The sequence below is a fragment of the Spirillospora albida genome (genome assembly GCF_000718255.1).
GTDB lineage: Bacteria > Actinomycetota > Actinomycetes > Streptosporangiales > Streptosporangiaceae > Spirillospora > Spirillospora albida.
Window position 1 is genome coordinate 46991 of record NZ_JOFJ01000010.1, and the last position, 16617, is coordinate 63607.

Here is a 16617-nt window from a genome sequence, read left to right on the forward strand (position 1 = left end):
CCTTCCGTTCGGAGGCTCAGTGGTGCCATTCGCCGGAGTTGACGTCCAGGCACTGCCCGGTGACCGCGCGGGCCAGCGGGGACAGCATGAACACCACGGCGTCCGCGATCTCGTCGGGCTCGGGGAGTCTGCGCAGGTCGGTGGTCTCGGCCATCTCGTCGTAGATCTGCTGCGCCGGGACGCCGCGTTCCTTCGCCAGCTGCTCGAAGTACCACTTGAGGTTGGGGGCCCAGATGTAGCCGGGCGCGATCGTGTTGACCCGGACGCCGGACGGCCCGAGCTCGGTGGCGAGGCTCTGCGCCATCGCGAGCAGCGCGGCCTTCGCCATCTTGTAGGCGCCGAACGTCCGGCGGGAGTGCCGCAGCACCGCCGAGTTGATCATCACGACGGAGCCGTGGTGGGCCGCGAGCGCGGGCGCGAACAGGCGGGTGAGGCGCAGCGCGGACAGGACGTTCGTCTCGAACCCGGCCCGGACGCCGTCCAGGTCGACCTCGGCGAGGTCGATCAGCGGCGGGACCGCGAACGCGTTGTTCACGAGCCCGTCGACGCGCCCGAACGCCTCGTGGGCCTTCTCGAGGAGCCGCACGGAGGCCGCCTCGTCCGTGATGTCGGTCGGGACGGCGAGCGCGCGGCGCCCGGCCTCCTCGACCTCCGCGGCGACCTTCGCGAGCCGGCGTTCGTTGCGCGCGGCGAGCACGATGTCCGCACCGGCCTCGGCGCACCGGACGGCCAGGCTCCGGCCGAGCCCCGGCCCGACCCCCGAGACGACGATGACGCGGTCGGCCAGCAGCCCGCCGGACGTCGTTTCGGCGGCCATCAGCCGAGCATCCTGCGCGCCACGGCGACCTGGCGGCCCGCGATCCTGGCTGCCCATTCCTCTGGGCCGACCTTTTGCCGGTCGTGGAACGGGAGCCGCTTCGGCAACTCGCCGAACGGCATGACCTCGACCTCCGGGCCGTCCTCGGCGGTGAGGTCGCGGGTGATGCGCTGCCAGCGGAACTGCAGGTAGCCGCGCCGGTGGCCGGTCCGTTCGATCCAGTTGGCGAGGCCGGGGTCGCGCTCGGCGACCACGTACCGGATCTTGCCGTCGGGATCGACGCGGGCCTGGTCGGCGGTGAGGCTCGTCTGGTGGTTGATGTAGTCGAGCGACACGTACCACATGCTGCCGAGCTGGAACCCCTGGTAGGGCGCGACGTCCTTGCCGGCCGCCGGCACGGTGATCACCATGACCTCGTCGTCGTCCAGGTCGTAATGCCCGACGGAAGAGAACTGCGTGGCGAGGCCGCCCGGAGTGGGGCGCGGCTCCGTCATGGTGTTCACCGGCAGCTGCAGGTAGTGCCATTCCGGGAAGGCCAGGAAGGTGCGGATCCGCGACACCAGCATCTTCCCCGCGATGTCGAACCGCCGCGCCATCCGCGCCGCCGACACCGGCTGCGGCGACGCCCCGAGCGTGTCGGCGCGGTGGATGCGGATCTCGCCCGGACGCTCGTTCTCCCAGTCGCTGAACACCTCCCGGACGATCAGCATCGCGGACCCGGGGGCGAGCGCGACGTAGCCGGGTCCCGCGTCCGGCTTCGGCGGGCCGAACGTGAGGCGGAACGAGCCGTCCTCGGCGATGTCCAGCTCGCGGTCGTCGAACGCGGTGAGGCTGTCGGGCGACCGGGACGGCGAGTAGTCGCCGTTCATGACCTGGAAGCTGAGGTCGGCGGTGGTCCCCCGCCGTCCGGTGACGACGTACTCGGCGTCGTCGCGGATGTAGGCGTGGAAGTAGAGCGTGTCCGGATTGTCGAGGCCGAGCTTGGTGTAGGGGCCGGTCGAGGACGCGAAGAACGGATGATCGTGCTGGTAGGCGGCCACCATGTGCAGGGACGCCTTGATGCTGCCGGCGAGGTAGTCGAGGCCCTCGGCCAGGTCCTGCTCGGTCTTGACGTGCGGCGCCGAACGGATGATCTGCTCCGCCTCCGCGACCGCCTCGGTGAACGCGCGCGTGGATGGCGTGGGGGTCGAGTCGGTGGCCACCGGGCTCCCTGCTCCCTGGGAATCACCGGCGCGGCCCGCGCCGGTGAACGGCTGGATCTCGGAGACTAGAACGCGTTCTAGCCACCGTCAATGGTCATGTCCCGGCGGTGAACCTCAGGCTGGGCATGTCGTCCAGGGAGACCATGTACTCGTAGGTGCGCGTGTGCCCGGTCTTCTCCACGCGCCAGGCGCCGTCATCGCCCCGCCGGTAGACGTCGTGGTAGAAGGCCGCGCCGCGGATGAGCAGCCGCGACTCCGGAATGATGATCGAGTCGTCCAGGGCCCAGATGCCCGTGGCGCGGTCGCCGTCGATGTCGATCTCGGGGCTGCTCGCGGTGTGCGTGCTGATCTTCCCGGGGCCGAGGTTCTTGCGCATGTAGCCGACGATCGCGTCGCGTCCCCCCAGCCTGAGCGTCTTGCCGAGGACGGGCGTGTCGTACTCGGCGACGGCGTCCTCGGTGAAGACCTCGGCGAACTCGTCCCACAGCTTGAGGTCGACGCAGCGCAGGTAGCGGGCCTTGAGGCGGCGGATCTCTTCCAGCGTGATCAGGTCCATGGGACACAGGGTGCTCGCCGCAGGCCGGATTCGGCAAGAACAAGTTCTACTTCCGCGTCCGGAGAAATCTCCTGGACGTGTCGTGCCGGTGCCTCCGCCGTTCGTCTGGGGGGTGAAGGACAGCACGTTCGACCAAGGAGCAGACCATGAACCTGTCGATGGACATCGTCGGCCTCATCGTCACCGACATCGAAAAGGCGACCGCCTTCTACCGGCTGCTCGGCCTGGAATTCGAGGTCGACCCGAAGTACCCGGACCACGCGGGCTGCGACCTGCCCAACGGCCTCCACCTGATGCTCGACACCGAGGAGTCCCATGCCTCGACCGCCCCCGGTTGGAGCCCGACGTCCGGCGGCCCCCGCAGTTACCTGTCCTTCCAGACGCCCGCCCCAGCGGACGTGGACGCGAAGTACGCCGAACTGACCGCGGCCGGATACGAGAGCTCCATCGAGCCGTGGGACGCCTACTGGGGCATGCGCCTCGCCGCCGTCCTGGACCCGGGAGGAAACGGCGTCTACCTGTACGCCCCGCTGCCCGCCTGACGGATACCGTTCACCAGGGAGGAACCCGTGAAGTACGTGCTGATGTTCGTCGAGACCGAGCAGTACGCCAAAGAACTCGCGGAGATGTCCGGCGACGACCGGCAGGCGGCGTACGAGCGCGTGTCCCAATGGTTCGCCGAGCACGCCCCGAAGATCGTCCACCACGGCCACCTGGCTCCCCCGCACACCGCCACCACCATGCGGCTCTCGGGAGGCGACCCGGTCATCACGGACGGCCCGTTCGTCGAGGGCAAGGAGGTCGTGAGCGGCTACGCCGAACTGGAGGTCGCCGACCTCGACGAGGCTCTCGCCATGGCGAAGTCGTGGCCCGCATGCCCGGTCATCGAGATCCGTCCGCTCACCTGACCATGGACGAGGTGCACGTCGAGCTGGCTCGCGTTGTTCGGGAACACGCGGGCCGGCTGACGGCGTGCCTCATTCGCGTCCTGGGTGACTTCGCAGCCGCGGAGGACGTGGTTCAGGACGCGATCGAGATCGCTCTCCGGCGCTGGCCGGAGGAGGGAATCCCCGATCACCCGGATGCGTGGCTTCTCACGGTGGCCCGCCGTCGAGGGCTGGACGTTCTGCGGCGCCAGGCGAACTATCGGGACAAGCTCGCCCGCCTGCAATGGCCGGTACCGGAAGAGCCGGACGACCGCCTGAAGCTGATCTTCACGTGCTGCCACCCGGCGCTCCCCGAAACCGCCCAGGTGGCCCTCACGCTTCGCACCGTTTGCGGTTTGACGACCGCGCAGATCGCCGCCGCGTTCCTCGTCCCGGAAACGACGGTCGCGCAGCGCATCACCAGGGCGAAGCGCAAGATCACGGACGCGGGGATTCCCTACCGCGTGCCGCCGGACGCCGAGTTGCCGGGACGGCTGGGGCAGGTCCTGTCCGTCGTGTACCTGCTGTTCAACGAGGGGTACCTGACCAGCAGCGGCGTCCGTCCGCACGCGCCCGACCTGACCGCGGACGCCGAATTCCTTGCGTCCACCCTGGCTTGGTCGATGCCGAAGCAGCCCGAGGTGCTGGGACTATTGGCATTGGTCCGCCTACATCAAGCCCGCATCGCGGCGCGCTTCGATGGTGCTGGACGTCTCGTCCTGCTGAAAGACCAGGACAGAACCCGCTGGGACCACGATGCCATCGCGGACGCGATTCACCTGCTGGAACGGGCTGCAGCACACCATCGGCCGGGGCCGTACCAAGTCGAGGCCGCGATCGTCGCGTGCCATGCCGAGTCGCCGTCATGGGACGACACGGACTGGGCGCAGATCCTCGTCCTGTACGACATGCTGCTGGCGATGGCGCCGACACCGGTCGTCCGGCTGCATCGGGCGATCGCGCTGCGGTACGTCCAAGGCCCGACCGCGGCCCTGGCGGAGCTCGATTCCCTGGTGTTGGACGGCTATCACCTGTACCACGCCACTCGCGCCGATCTGCTACGTGACCTGGGACGACACGAGGAAGCGGACGCGGCAGACCGCCGAGCACTCACCCTGACCGCCAACCCCGCCCAGCAGGCGCTCATCGCCGACCGTCTCCGCCCCTGAATCGGGGAAGGCTCTGCGACATGATCCAGGTTTCCGTCTGCGGACCGCGTGACGCGACGCCACAGGAACTCTCCCAGGCCCGCGAGGTCGGCCGACTCGTCGCGGAGCGCGGCGCCGCGCTGATCTGCGGCGGCTACGGCGGCGTGATGGAGGCGGCCGCCGAAGGAGCCGCGTCCGCGAGCGGCCTGGTCATCGGCATCCTGTCGCAGCCCACCCGCGATGGCGCCAACCCGTACCTGACTCTCGCGATCCCCACCGGCATAGGCGAAGCCCGCAACGCGATCATCGCCCTGGCCGGGGACGCGGTGATCGTGATCGGCGGCTCCTGGGCCACCCTGTCCGAGCTGGCCTTGGCCCGCCGGCGCGGCAAGACGGTCGTCCAGCTCGGCGGCTGGCGCATCACCGACGCCGACGGCAACCCCGTCGAAGGCGTGGCCTACGCCGAAACCCCGGAGGAGGCCATCGCGAAGGCGGCCCTCTTCTGACGCGTCCGCGCCACAACCTCCGCTCGACCGTGCACGCGATTGCAGCCGGAAACCCGGGGATACACGAAGCATGCGCAGGTATGGGCTGCCGGCCTTGGCCATGGTGCTCATCACCCTGGACGTGGCCCTCAACGGCCCGCTCAGGCGACTCGACCACATCGTCCACCGCTTCTGCGACGCCCACACGCAGTCACCCGTCGCCGACGCGGTCATCATCGGTCAGCGAGCCGACCTCCTGGCCGTCATGGTCCCGCTGGCGGTCATCGCGGCGCTGCGGACCCGCTCATGGCGGCCACTCGTAGCCGCCACCCTGATCGTCGTAGCCCTATCGGTGCTCCAGCTCGAGCTGAAGGCGGTGATCCCGCGGACGTCACCTTTCAGCGGCAGGGACGTGATCTTCACGTACGGGGACGCCTATCCGTCCGGCCACACGCTGAACGGGTTCCTGCTCATCTGGGTCATCCTCGAACTCGCCGTAGTGGCCTTCCCCAGGGCGGCGCGAGCCATCCCAACCCGGCGCCGCCACATCATCGCGCTGACGACCGGTGCCATAACCGCAGCGGCCGTCACGCTGGACGACCAGCACTGGCTAACCGACGCCCTCTTCAGCGTCGCCTTGGGCCCCGTCCTCCTGAACCTGCTGATCGCCGCAGACCCGTTCCAGACACGCCCGGCCCCCAGCCACCGAGCAGATGCACCCGACACCAGCCCGGACGGCTCGCTTCATATCCGTCACCCACATAGGGACCCCCGCCGCGACGGGTTCCTTCGAGCACGCTGAGCGTCTTGCACTACTGCGTTGGGTAGGCGGGACAGATGGCGACGATGAGGGACCCGCCGATGAAGGCGATCACGGTTGTGCCAGGAAAGCCCGATGAGACGAGCGTCCGGGACGTCCCGACCCGACCCCGGGCCCGGACGACCTTCTTGTGGAGGGCCGCCTCCTGGGCGTCATCCGAGCCCGCAAAGGCAGCGGTTTCCACGAAGGCGATCTGGTGGCGGGCATAGTCCGCCGCCCAGACCCCGTCCCCTGCACTTCATGCGCAAGCTGGACGCGTCGCTAGCCCGGCCGCGACTACCTGGTGATCGGCCACGGGTCCTTGGGAACCGACCCCTTGCGGCAGACGCTGACTATCCTGCCCTGGGGTCCAGCCTGTTAGCGGCAGGCTGGACCCTCCTCACGAAGCCAGCGAAACCTGCCGGTCGGTGCACCGCAGGTCCATGTCGGCCCACACGGTGAATCCCATGCGGGGGCTGCCGTGGATTCCGGTGGCGAGAGCCAGCTGCGACACCATGAGCAACCCGCGACCGCTTTCCGCCAGCTCGTCCGCAGCGCACTCGGTGCGGACGAGCGGTACCGAGCCGCCGCCCTGGTCGGTCACCGCGATGTAGGCGACCCGCGCCAGGGTGATCTCCAACCCGAACCAGCCGTGCTGCAACCCCGATCGCGAATGCCGGACAGCGTTGGCCGCCAGCTCAGCCACGACGGTGGCGACGTCGTCCTCGCGGCCGGTGCCGGAGAACAGCAGCGTCGCGAAGTCGCGCGCCGACCTCACCTGGTCGGCTCGGCCCGAGAAGACGCGCCGCCAGCGCATCGCCTCCGGCCCCCAGAGCCACTCTCCCGGAGAGCCCGATCTCATTTCTCGCTTCTCCAATGTCCACTTCCTTCCATTTGATGGCCTTTGCACGGCAATCACGGATCACGCAACCCAGATGCCGTGGACGACCTGCAGTACTTCGCCTGATGACCGACCACCGATGCAACTAGAGTTCAATGCGGAACCACATGACGCTCCACACCCTCCACCCGCCAAGTCATGATCGCAATAACTTCCAGGTGGAAAGTGTGAGCCCTTTCCCTGTCACCACCGCTGGCATTGGCGACAAAGCGCGACAAGAAAGGACAATCCCATGGGAGCGGCAACCCCCACCACCGTGCGGCACCGGCTGCTGATCCAGAAGCTCCGTCGCCTACGCGAGGAGGCCGGCCTCACCCAGCTCGAGGTCGCGAACGAGATGGACTGGTCCGAGTCCAAGCAGATCAAGATCGAACGCGGCAACATCCCGATCCGTGTTCCCGACGTCCGGGCACTCCTCGTTCACTACGGTCTCGTCGGCCCGGAACGCCAGGAGGAGACGGACGCGATCATCCAGTTGGCCCGCGACGCCCGCCGCAAGGGCTGGTGGCACAGCTACGGCGACGCCGTCCCCGCATGGTTCGAGCCGTTCCTCGGCCTGGAGACCGAGGCCACCGCCATCCGCACATATCAGTCGGAGCTGATCCATGGCCTGCTCCAGACTCCCGCCTACTATCGGTCCTTCATGGCCAGGTCCATATCCGTCAGCACACCGGATGACGTGGAACGAAAGCTGGCTGTGCGCGCCGAGCGCCAGGCCCGTCTCGAGAAGCCCGACGCCCCTTCGTACTGGACGATCATCAACGAGGCCGCCCTCCTCCGCTCGCCCGGCGACGGACGACTCCACAGGGAGCAACTCGAGTACATCGTCGAGCGAGCGAAACTCCCCTGCGTCACGATCCAGGTGCTGTCGTTCAGAGCCGGCATGCACCCTGCGATGGACGGGCCCTTCGAGATCCTCGGCTTCCCCGAGTCCCTCGATCTCGATGTGGTGTACATGGAATCGCAGACCGGGGCTCTGTACCTGGAGGAAAGCCTCCAAGTCGCTCGATACAATGCGATTTTCGACCAGTTGCGAGCGAAGGCCATGGGTCCGGACGAGTCCCTCGCTTTCGTCGAGCGACTGATTCGGGAGGTCACATGATCGCTTCATCCGACACACACTCCCCGGCCGCCGCGCACTCCGGGCTTGCCTGGCGCAAGAGCAGACGCAGCAACAACGGAGGAAGTTGCGTCGAGGTCGCCGTCCTGGACGGCACACACCTCGCACGCGATTCCAAGGCTTCCAACGGCCCGGCCCTCGCCTTCGATAGACCGGCGTGGACGCAATTCATCAAGCGAGCGAAGGCCGGTTTCTTCGACCTACCCGAATGAACACTCACGGGTCCAGTCAGGTATTGCCTCGGAGGTCGTGGACCGTGTGGGTGATCCGCTCGGCGGCCTCGGCGATGTCCTCGTGTTCCCAGATCCGGATGACCGTCCAGCCGGCCTCGTGAAGGAGGCGATCCGTTTCGGCGTCGCGGCGGCGGTTGGTCTTCACCTTGTCCGCCCAATAAGCGGCGTTGGTGGCGGACTTCGTGTGGTGCTCCGGGCAGCCGTGCCAGAAGCAGCCGTCCATGAAGACCGCCACCTTGATCTTGGTGAACACCAGGTCTGCGGTGCGGCGGATCTTCGGCAGGGGACGGACGGACACCCGGTAGCGCAGCCCTTGCGCATGGACGGCACGACGGAGCGCCAACTCTGGCTTGGTGTCGCGCCCCTTGTTGCTCTGCATGCTCTTGCGCACGCCCTCACTGGACGCACCCACCGGCCTCGCCACACTCACGACATCACTGTATTGCGGAAACAAGACGTTCGCGGCTGGGGTGAAGCACCGTCCGAAGCCTTCGGTAAGGATGTTGCGAGAACGGATGCCGGCCGAGTCGTTGGGTCGACCCGATCACGGCGAGGCCAGCGAGATCATTTTGGTTGCCGACACCGGTCCAGCGTTCAAGGGCGTCGTGTTCGCCGCGTCATCGCCGGTCGGGCCGAGAACCGGTCCACTCCGCGCTCGCCAAAGCCGCGCCGGCCAACGGTCGATTGAGATCGACACCACCCGGGCCTGCACCCCAGAGGAGCGATGACCCTTAGCGCTGCAGCCGGACTCAGGGAGCGGGGTTCGGCTTGTTGAGACCGCAGATGCTAGACCAGTCGCAGGTACCGCAGCGGCGTTCGCCGTTCTTGTCGGTCTTGCTGGGGCCGAGGCGGAATCGGCGACGTTGGATGCCGCCGGCCAAAGACTTCACCGTCTCCAGGCTGTCGTTGATGACCGACTCTGCCAGCGGAACCTCGAGCTCCTTGCGGGACGGGTCTCGCTCGCCGAGGTAGCGGACGAGGCCGCGTTCCGGCTCGTACTCGAGCTCCTGCCGTGCGGCGACGGCGTAGAGCGAGACTTGGAGTTTCATCTCGTCCTCGTCCAGGGCGTCGTGCTTGTCGGTCTCACGTTCGCCGGACTTGAAATCGATGATCGTCACGCGGGGTGGCGAGTCGAGGCGGACCACGTCGATGGCGCCGGACACGAGCACGTTCTCACCGGGGACGAGGACCTCGAACTCACGTTCCGGCTCGAAGGTGAGCCGGCGGAGTTCCTCCACGTAGGTACGAACGTAGTCGCTGACAATCTCAATGCCGCGACGGTGCATGTTCTCCGCCGGTTCGCCGGTGGTGTGGCGCAGATAGAACAGGCCGCGGTCGATGAGGCCTTGGATCTCCTGACGCAGGGCCGCCGGATCTGCTGCCAGCGCGGCCCAGTGGGCTGGGTCCGCGTGGACGGCCCGCATCAGGTTATGGACACCTCGGCCGTAACCGAAGGCCTGATCGATGGTCGGGGTGAACCCCAAGACCTTGCGGAGGTAGAAATCGTGCGGGCACTCCAGGTAATAGCGCAGGTCCGAGAATGAGGTGATCAGCCGGTCCTCTCGGCTGCGCTCACTGGGCAGCGGTCGGAAACCTGGCAGCGGCTGAGGGACGTCGTCGGGTGAGGCCCAGTCACTCCCGCCGACATCATCAATGATCTCCCGGAGCTCCTTGAAGAACTTGGACGGCTTGCTGGCCGTGATGTAGAGGAAGCGTTCCGCACGGGTCACGGCGACGTACATCAACCGACGCTCGTCGTCGTTGTCGTCGTTGTCCGCGAGTTTGGCCGGATCGATGATCTGGGTGAGCGGTCCTGAGAAGGGGAGGGCCGGCTTTTTCTTGGCGTTACTGCTCGGGAAGCGGTGGCTGCAGACGTCGGCGACGAAGACGGCCGCGTACTGGAGGCCCTTCACGCTGTGCACGGTGGTGACGGCGACCGCCTCCGGGGTCGCCAGGAGAGGCGCCTCCTGCGGGCGTGCCGACTCGGTACCCCAGAGCAGCAGACTGGTGATCTGATGCGCGTAGGACTTCGCCCTCGTCCAGCCCGGCGTCTCGATGCCGGTGAGGAGCGAGCTGAGCTGTCCGAGGTGGTACATCGCGACGACAGCCCGGCTATCCGGGACGTCCCACTCCGCGACCCCGCTTTCGGCCATGAGCCACTGGAGCATCGTCTGTGGGAAGACCCGGCGCACAGGTCCTGCGCCTGCCAACCACTTCCGCAGCTCGGGTGTCTTCAGCCCGATGATCTGAGCTCTGCTCAAGGGCTTGGCGGACAGCCGGGTCGCCATGGCCTCCGCGGCCGCGATGAGCCGGTCCGGTGCGTCTGAGACTACGTGAAGTCCCTCCGCCGCCAGTGTGGCGAAGGCCGCTCTGATGGCGCGTTGTGCTGCGCCGGGCAGATCCGGGTCGGCGACTCCCAGAACGTTCCTGAGCCTGTTGGGGAGGGACCTTTGATTCCAAGCGGCTCCGAAGAAGACGTCCCGCCCACCGGAAAGAGAGAGGGCGGCAGCGAACAGCAGAACTTCCGGCTGCGCGAAGAGGTCTGGTCCCGCTTTGACGACCGCCGGGATGCCGGCGTCGCGGAGGGCCTGCATGTAGGTCCGCGCGTCGGTGGTCGTACGGACGAGCACTGCGACGTCCGAGTAGGTGATCCCGCGCTCGCCGTCCGGGGTGTCATGAGCCGCGCCCTGTTCCGCGGAGGGAACGAGATCTCGGACGGCTTCGGCGATCCATGCGGCTTCGTCCGAGCGCTCACCGTCGAAATCGACGATCCCGACGTGTTGGGGGGCGCGGTCGACGCGGCCCGCGCGGCCGTGGGTCATGTCCGGGCTCGACATGCTTCCCGGTACGTTGATCGTCGTGTTCCATCGATTCGAGATGTCGATGATCCGTGGTGTCGAACGGTAGTTGGCCGTCAGGTCCAGGACATCACCCTCGGGGTCGTCGGTGAGTTCCGCCGCGAGGTCGGCCATGATGTCGATACGGCCTCCCCGCCATCCGTAGATCGCCTGTCGGTGATCACCGACGGCGGTCAGCCAACCATCCAGGTCGTCCACCAGCATCTGCCGGATCTCCTCCTGGACCGGGTTGATGTCCTGCACCTCGTCCACGACAAGGTGGGTCACGGATCCGCGAAGGGTTTGGAGGGCGGCGGCGTCGGCACGCAGCCGCCGGGTCAGCTCCGACTGCGCCGTGCTGAAGTCGAGGAAGTGCCTGCACCGCAGGTAGGCGTAGTACCGGGCCGCAGCCACGGCGAAGGCCTCAGCGACCGGTCCGCCACCGACCTCGGTACGCAGGACCGCCTGCTTGCACCAGTCCTGCTCGGCTCCGATCTCCGGTCGCGGCCCGGGCGCCAACTCGACATCGAGCTGGTCGTATTCATTCAGCAGGTCATAGGCGTTGAAGAAGTAATCGATCGTGCGGCCACGCGACGAGTACGGCTTACCCGCCTCAGCCTGGAGAGCCTTCTCCAGGCTGGAAAGCCCCAGAAGAAAATTGTACCCCTCCTGTACGAGGGAGTAGCGTGCAATGTCGTCCACCACGTCGTCATTGTGGTATTCGTCTGGCCAGAGTCGGCGCAACGTCTCCAGGCAGTAGCCGTGGATGGTTCCGACATACATCCCGCCTAGGCTCGGGTCGACGCCGGGTTCTTCCACCACTTCGATGTACTTGCGGATCCGGAACTTCATCTCCTCCGCGGCCTGCTCGGTGAAGGTGAAGGCCACGATCTGATCTTTGGGGATGCCGTCGTGCGCGTGCCACCAAGCGATCCGTCGGGCCATGGCCTCGGTCTTCCCTGCACCGGCGCCCGCGATGACCAGCAGTCGTCGAGCGTCAGAGGTGACGATCGCCTGGGCCTCGGCGCTGAGGCCGCCCAACAACTCCGCGCGCACACCACCGTCCATGGCCATGCTTGGTCGCTCTCTCTTCTTGGAGGATCAGATCGTGACATCTGTCGGTCGGACGCCAGAGTAGTTGTGGCCACCGACACTCTCGATTCTCGGAGGAACTCCACGTTCAAATCTACCGATCCGGAAGATCTACATACACGACCTCGAACTAACATTCGGATATTCCTTCTACCTGGCGTGCATCTCAAGCGCTTCGATCAGAGCCTCCTTAAAGTTGCTCGAAATCTTGTCGTACCCGAACAGTTGGGACGTTTTCTTCGCCAGGACGTCGAAGTCCATCGTCGGTTCGGACGCCTGTACGAGCTCTGCCGCCGCGACGATCTCACGGTCCGGAATCTCCTCACTCGTCCGCGGTCCCTTCTGCCGCAGAATTCGGTCCGGCTGGTCGGACGTTCGAAGCGTGAGCCCGGGATAGCCGCCTCGCCCACGTCGCCCCTCGACCTGGAGCATTCCCTTCCGCACCGCATACCTGGTGGCCTGCACCAACATTGACAGGGCGGGATCGTGCGATCCGATCCCGGCGAGTTGGGTGATGATCCGATACGCACGCACGGCCTTCACCGGTCCTTCGACGGTGACCACGGCCACCAGCGCCTCCGCACACGCCTGCAGGCCGATCTCGCAGGGATCACCGAAGCCCGGTCCGTCGTAGAGCGTGTATGGCTGGGGCATCATGACGTATCGACGATCGCCTGCCGCCGGAACGGGCGAGCCGTCCGGTGCGGCCCTCTCGGGATCAGGCGTCTGGGTCAAGGGATCTCCGACCGTGGATTTCGGCGTCCCCGCCGGGGTGGTCCGTCGTTGGTCGGCGGTGAAAGTCTCCGTCCCGGAGAAGATCTCCTTGAGCTTCTGCTCGCGCTCGTCGTCCGTGATCCCGTCCGCGCTCAGTAGAGCTTCCACGGTCTCTCGGGCCGCAACGAGTAGTTCGGCGTCGAGCGACGGCTCACCAAGCGCTTCGAACAGCACGAAAGGTCCGAGGCGCAGCAGACGCATCAGGAGGTGCCGCAAGACCTGTCGTTCCTCGAGACCATGTAGGTGCAGGTCGTTCCAGACACGCAGGATGCCCTTTACCAGGTGAGGGCTCCCACCGAGCGCCTTGCGGCGAGCGTAGATCTGGTCGAAGGCGGCCTCGCCCAGAACACTGAGGGCCGCATAAGGATCGGGGTCGTCCGCGGCATGAACAAGCTGAGCTCGCCACCACATGCGTCCGAATACGTGTCGTGTGAGGTCGGTGCCGAGGACGCGGTCTCCGGGTGGACGCGGGTATCTCCAGTACGCCACGTCCGGCAGCAGCACGAGTGCCAGGAACGCCCACACGTCACCGGAGGCGGCTTCGGCGGGGACGATCCCCATCCCCGAATGGAGGACCGTCGCAAGACGGAGGTCGAAGCCGGCCCGGAGCTTTTGGGTGGACTCACCGGGAAATCCGGCCTGTTCTGCCAGGTCGACGACCTGCTCGCGCAGTTCACGCAGCATCTGTTCTGAGATCCGGTCGCCCCCTGTGGCGACGTAGACCGCCGAGTCGTGGCTCGTCTCGGCAAGCTCCGTCAGCGTCTGAATCGTCAGGTCGCGGTAACGCTCGTGCAGAGGTCGTGCCTGTCCTGCCAGGAGCCGAGGGTAGAGGAAGCTCATCACGCCACCTCGAAGATCTTCACGGCGGCCTGGAGGTCCGAGGTGAAGAGGCCGGGCGACTGGTCCCTGCGCAGCCGAAGGTCGCTGATGGACGAACCTGGGAACAGCGTGTTGAACAACGTCATGAGCGTGGCCCCGAGAGTGTCCTCCTCGAAGGAGGCACCGTCTCTGAAGTCATCGTGGCGTAGCGCGTGCTCGATCATCACGCGCGCCGCGTCCGCGTGGACGGCGCTAAGGACGACCTTGTCCACCGGCCGCGGCTTGGCCGCGTTCTTGAAGGCGGCGGCCGCGACCTCGTTCCGCTCGTTGATCAGAAGGAGTATCGAGCCCATGGTGGCCGCGTCCAGCCTCTCGCCGATCTGCAGATGCCATGCCGCGTGGTCGGGGAACGAGGTCTTCGTGAAATCGATCACCGCCATGGGGAACTGTGTCGCGTCCCCTTGCAGTCGAAGTGATCGTCGATCACTCCAGAGAACCGAACCGGCACGGCGCGGCGCGGCGAACGACCCGCCGCTCTGTCCCTCGGCGAGGACCAGAGCGGTGTCCAGCATGAGAATGCCGCCCAGTTCAGTCCCATGCAGGAGAACATCGAGTTCGACCGGAACCGTGCCGGTCCCTGCGATGGGCACCCGTTGAGCAGGACCGCGCAGGTTGGACCCGGTGGCGGTCCAAACGGCCGCAAGGGTGAGCGGGGCGTCCGAGGCGAGCGCGGAGCCGGCGTAGGCCCGGTCGAGATCGACGCGGACGGAGCGACGAAGCCGAAGGTTCATCTGATAGTCCCAGTCGGGCAACGCCTCCGGTAGCTCCAGCTCACCGTCCTCGGTAACGAGTCTCCATGCCTCGGCCTGCACCACGTCTTCGGCTGGAATCCGATACGGGAGAGCGAGACGTTTCATCGGCCAACCGCCTCAACCAGCACCTCGATCTCGGTCATGGTGTCGGGAGCGGGTCGCACGATCGCACGCCATATCGCCCCGTCCCCGCCTTCGATGACGTACGTGGGGGCGCCGAAAAGTCTCCCGCTCACGTCCTCCCAGCCGACGAGCTCAGGCCTATCGGCACCCAGCGGCGGCTCGGTCTCACGGCCGGCGCCGGTGATCGCGACCGCGAGGTCGATCCTCACCCGCTGGGCACCTGCGACGGGCAACCGGAACTCCTGGACCAGCACCGGAGTGTCCGAACGTTCAGCGAAGTAAGGTTCGCTCACGTACTCCACCCGCGGCCGCCGGGTCGGACCATGGCCGTTACCCGAGTTGGAACCGCCCGCACCCTTGAAGTCACCTCCACCGGCTCCGCGGGCCCCGGCAACACTTCCATCGCCGCCCTGATCGATGGTGCCGCCCTCTGTGCCCTGTCCACCCTCAGGTGGAGACGTATCAGGATCCGTGCCGCCTTGCGGATCGCCACCCGAGGATGATCCTGTCGATCCGGTGTCGTCCGGACCCGAGCCGAAATCAGTCGGTGGTGTCCTTGTGTCGCCGGGCTTGCCGTAGTCCGTCGCGCCACCGGTCCCCCAAGCGCCTCCAAGCAGGGAGGCGAACCTCGTGCTGGCCGCTCCGAGCGCGATCCTCGCCGAGCCCGGACGGACGTTCCCGCCCAGTTCCAGCAGGCCGTTGAGCTCTTCACCGATCCGACGGAACGTGCTGTTCACGTAGGTGCTCTCGGGATACTCCAGGGACTGCGGGTTCCATGCGTCGTGAGTCGGCGGTTCGGCCGCGGCGTAGACCTTGTCCATCTCCTCCACGCCACGGAAGACCCCGACGTACGACTGGTATTCAGTCGGCGGCTTCGGGCCCGGCCGGTAGGTGACCACGAGCTCGGCAGGTCGCATAAGGCAGACGTGATGCACCAGATTTTCGATGCCCACCATGCGCGAGGCACCGGTGGCCTCGAAGGGCGGAGCGACTCGCTTCACCAAACCGAGGTCACCGAGCTCCCGCTTCGGGTTGAAGCACTTGAGCCGCTTGCCTTGCGCCCCTTTCATCATCTCGTACGCGGCGACGAACAGATTGAGCGGACGGGTGCGTCGAGGATCGGGAACTGCATATTCGTTCCCATCACAGTTCACCGAGAAGCGCATGGGAGGCACGCCGTCAACGGTCTCCAGCATCTTCGGCCACAGGTGCCAGGCGATCGTCTCGGCCAGGTACTCGGCAGCCACCGGGGGTTCCCGCTCCTCCAATGACGGATCGAGCACGATGACTGTGGTACCCGTCTCGTCCGGTGCGAACGCCTCGAGCCCGAGCCGCTTCGCCATCGCGTCCGCCGCTTCACCGATCAACGGCTCCACGACATCACCCGAGACATCGCCCCACCAGTGGCGGCCTGTGTACGGCCGCTCCCCGTCCGCGGTCTGAGCAATGTAGTTCTTCCAGAGTGCGCAGCCCATGAGTCGCGTCTCAAGGCGGCCGTCCACACGGCAGCGGGTGTGGAGCAGGATCGTCCCCGGCTCTGAGATCAGGTAGAAGATGCCCTTGCCGAACCCGTAAGTGCCGCCGCCGAGTGCCCTGTCACGCGGTGCGCCGATGTTGCGGACGAAGGAGACGAAGTCCAAGTCCTTGGTGACGGCCTTGTCTGCCCGCGTCGGTCCGCCCAGTCCGCCGGTTCCGCGGTCGGAGATCGCCATGAGACGGATGGTGGGACGCTTCAAGGTCTCCCGAAGCGGAAGATGGGCAGGGAGGGGCGCGCCTTTCGATAGCAGTTCCGCCCAGGCGGCTCGGTGGGCCGGGCCTACCGTTCGAAGGTCGATCCGGTAGTCGACGGGGCCATCATGATCCGAGAGTCGGGCGTCCCAGCTGTTCTGGGCCGACTCCCTCACAAGGATCGTCAGCAGGTCGAGATTCGGACGACCGAGTTGGTTGCGAATGCCTTCGGCCATGCTTCCACC

16 protein-coding genes are annotated in these 16617 nt (G+C 66.7%); 7 read left to right on the forward strand and 9 right to left on the reverse strand.

Features of this window, described 5'->3' with window-relative positions:
- Positions 1-16: 16 nt before the first annotated feature.
- From IE99_RS0114925 to IE99_RS0114935, 3 genes are all read right to left on the reverse strand, one after another.
- Positions 17-817: an SDR family oxidoreductase gene (locus IE99_RS0114925; RefSeq protein ID WP_030170027.1), complete on the reverse strand. Its 801-nt coding sequence runs from the start codon at positions 815-817 to the stop codon at positions 17-19.
- Positions 817-2019, reverse strand: coding sequence for a hypothetical protein (locus tag IE99_RS0114930; protein ID WP_030170030.1), 1203 nt, complete (start codon positions 2017-2019; stop codon positions 817-819). The genes IE99_RS0114925 and IE99_RS0114930 overlap by 1 nt, the downstream gene beginning before the upstream one ends.
- Positions 2020-2113: 94 nt before the next feature.
- Complete coding sequence (locus IE99_RS0114935) at positions 2114-2575, reverse strand: nuclear transport factor 2 family protein (protein ID WP_030170033.1); 462 nt, start codon at positions 2573-2575, stop codon at positions 2114-2116.
- A 146-nt stretch (positions 2576-2721) separates the two neighbouring features.
- Here IE99_RS0114935 and IE99_RS0114940 point away from each other — a divergent pair, with 146 nt between their 5' ends.
- The 5 genes from IE99_RS0114940 to IE99_RS0114960 all read left to right on the forward strand — a co-directional run bounded on the left by IE99_RS0114940 (position 2722) and on the right by IE99_RS0114960 (position 5936).
- Positions 2722-3117: a VOC family protein gene (locus IE99_RS0114940; protein WP_030170036.1), complete on the forward strand. Its 396-nt coding sequence runs from the start codon at positions 2722-2724 to the stop codon at positions 3115-3117.
- 27 nt (positions 3118-3144) lie between these two features.
- Positions 3145-3483 carry a YciI family protein gene (locus IE99_RS0114945; protein ID WP_030170040.1) on the forward strand — a complete coding sequence of 113 codons (339 nt, stop codon included), beginning with the start codon at positions 3145-3147 and terminating at the stop codon, positions 3481-3483.
- A 2-nt stretch (positions 3484-3485) separates the two neighbouring features.
- Positions 3486-4670, forward strand: coding sequence for an RNA polymerase sigma factor (locus IE99_RS0114950; RefSeq protein WP_030170043.1), 1185 nt, complete (start codon positions 3486-3488; stop codon positions 4668-4670).
- A 20-nt stretch (positions 4671-4690) separates the two neighbouring features.
- Entirely contained in the window at positions 4691-5155 is a 465-nt protein-coding gene (locus tag IE99_RS0114955) for a TIGR00725 family protein (protein WP_030170045.1), read from the forward strand.
- Between the two features lie 100 nt (positions 5156-5255).
- Complete coding sequence (locus IE99_RS0114960) at positions 5256-5936, forward strand: phosphatase PAP2 family protein (protein WP_211258815.1); 681 nt, start codon at positions 5256-5258, stop codon at positions 5934-5936.
- A 397-nt stretch (positions 5937-6333) separates the two neighbouring features.
- Here IE99_RS0114960 and IE99_RS0114970 read toward each other — a convergent pair whose 3' ends face one another.
- Positions 6334-6795 (reverse strand): ATP-binding protein, encoded by a 462-nt coding sequence (locus tag IE99_RS0114970; protein ID WP_051712526.1) that lies wholly within the window; start codon positions 6793-6795, stop codon positions 6334-6336.
- Between the two features lie 271 nt (positions 6796-7066).
- On the opposite strand from IE99_RS0114970, the gene IE99_RS0114975 reads away from it, so the two are divergent.
- Entirely contained in the window at positions 7067-7936 is an 870-nt protein-coding gene (locus IE99_RS0114975; protein WP_030170053.1) for a helix-turn-helix domain-containing protein, read from the forward strand.
- Positions 7933-8166: a DUF397 domain-containing protein gene (locus tag IE99_RS31200; protein ID WP_084219510.1), complete on the forward strand. Its 234-nt coding sequence runs from the start codon at positions 7933-7935 to the stop codon at positions 8164-8166. Before IE99_RS0114975 ends, IE99_RS31200 begins: the two co-directional genes overlap by 4 nt.
- Positions 8167-8182: 16 nt before the next feature.
- On the opposite strand, the gene IE99_RS0114980 is transcribed toward IE99_RS31200, so the two are convergent.
- From IE99_RS0114980 to IE99_RS0115000, 5 genes are all read right to left on the reverse strand, one after another.
- The gene (locus tag IE99_RS0114980) at positions 8183-8578 is read right to left on the reverse strand and encodes a very short patch repair endonuclease (RefSeq protein WP_281176541.1); all 396 of its coding nucleotides are present in this window, start codon (positions 8576-8578) and stop codon (positions 8183-8185) included.
- Positions 8579-8936: 358 nt separating this feature from the next.
- A complete protein-coding gene (locus IE99_RS0114985) occupies positions 8937-12080 on the reverse strand; it encodes an ATP-dependent DNA helicase (RefSeq protein WP_211258816.1) in 3144 nt (1047 codons plus the stop codon).
- A gap of 186 nt (positions 12081-12266) precedes the next feature.
- On the reverse strand, positions 12267-13730 hold the full coding sequence (locus IE99_RS0114990; protein WP_030170061.1) for a DUF6339 family protein: 1464 nt from the start codon (positions 13728-13730) through the stop codon (positions 12267-12269).
- Positions 13730-14626 carry a hypothetical protein gene (locus IE99_RS33060; protein WP_245623210.1) on the reverse strand — a complete coding sequence of 299 codons (897 nt, stop codon included), beginning with the start codon at positions 14624-14626 and terminating at the stop codon, positions 13730-13732. The genes IE99_RS0114990 and IE99_RS33060 overlap by 1 nt, the downstream gene beginning before the upstream one ends.
- Complete coding sequence (locus tag IE99_RS0115000; RefSeq protein WP_157610308.1) at positions 14623-16608, reverse strand: hypothetical protein; 1986 nt, start codon at positions 16606-16608, stop codon at positions 14623-14625. Before IE99_RS0115000 ends, IE99_RS33060 begins: the two co-directional genes overlap by 4 nt.
- Positions 16609-16617 lie beyond the last annotated feature (9 nt).

Excerpts from the sequence above, each read along its gene's own strand:
- IE99_RS0114925 (WP_030170027.1), bottom strand. The coding sequence starts at position 817 with ATGGCCGCCGAAACGACGTCCGGCGGGCTGCTGGCCGACCGCGTCATC.
- IE99_RS0114960 (WP_211258815.1), top strand. The coding sequence starts at position 5,256 with ATGGTGCTCATCACCCTGGACGTGGCCCTCAACGGCCCGCTCAGGCGA.
- IE99_RS31200 (WP_084219510.1), top strand. The coding sequence starts at position 7,933 with ATGATCGCTTCATCCGACACACACTCCCCGGCCGCCGCGCACTCCGGG.
- IE99_RS0115000 (WP_157610308.1), bottom strand. The coding sequence starts at position 16,608 with ATGGCCGAAGGCATTCGCAACCAACTCGGTCGTCCGAATCTCGACCTG.
- IE99_RS0114940 (WP_030170036.1), top strand. The coding sequence starts at position 2,722 with ATGAACCTGTCGATGGACATCGTCGGCCTCATCGTCACCGACATCGAA.
- IE99_RS0114990 (WP_030170061.1), bottom strand. The coding sequence starts at position 13,730 with ATGAGCTTCCTCTACCCTCGGCTCCTGGCAGGACAGGCACGACCTCTG.
- IE99_RS0114975 (WP_030170053.1), top strand. The coding sequence starts at position 7,067 with ATGGGAGCGGCAACCCCCACCACCGTGCGGCACCGGCTGCTGATCCAG.
- IE99_RS0114950 (WP_030170043.1), top strand. The coding sequence starts at position 3,486 with ATGGACGAGGTGCACGTCGAGCTGGCTCGCGTTGTTCGGGAACACGCG.
- IE99_RS0114935 (WP_030170033.1), bottom strand. The coding sequence starts at position 2,575 with ATGGACCTGATCACGCTGGAAGAGATCCGCCGCCTCAAGGCCCGCTAC.
- IE99_RS33060 (WP_245623210.1), bottom strand. The coding sequence starts at position 14,626 with ATGAAACGTCTCGCTCTCCCGTATCGGATTCCAGCCGAAGACGTGGTG.
- IE99_RS0114970 (WP_051712526.1), bottom strand. The coding sequence starts at position 6,795 with ATGAGATCGGGCTCTCCGGGAGAGTGGCTCTGGGGGCCGGAGGCGATG.
- IE99_RS0114955 (WP_030170045.1), top strand. The coding sequence starts at position 4,691 with ATGATCCAGGTTTCCGTCTGCGGACCGCGTGACGCGACGCCACAGGAA.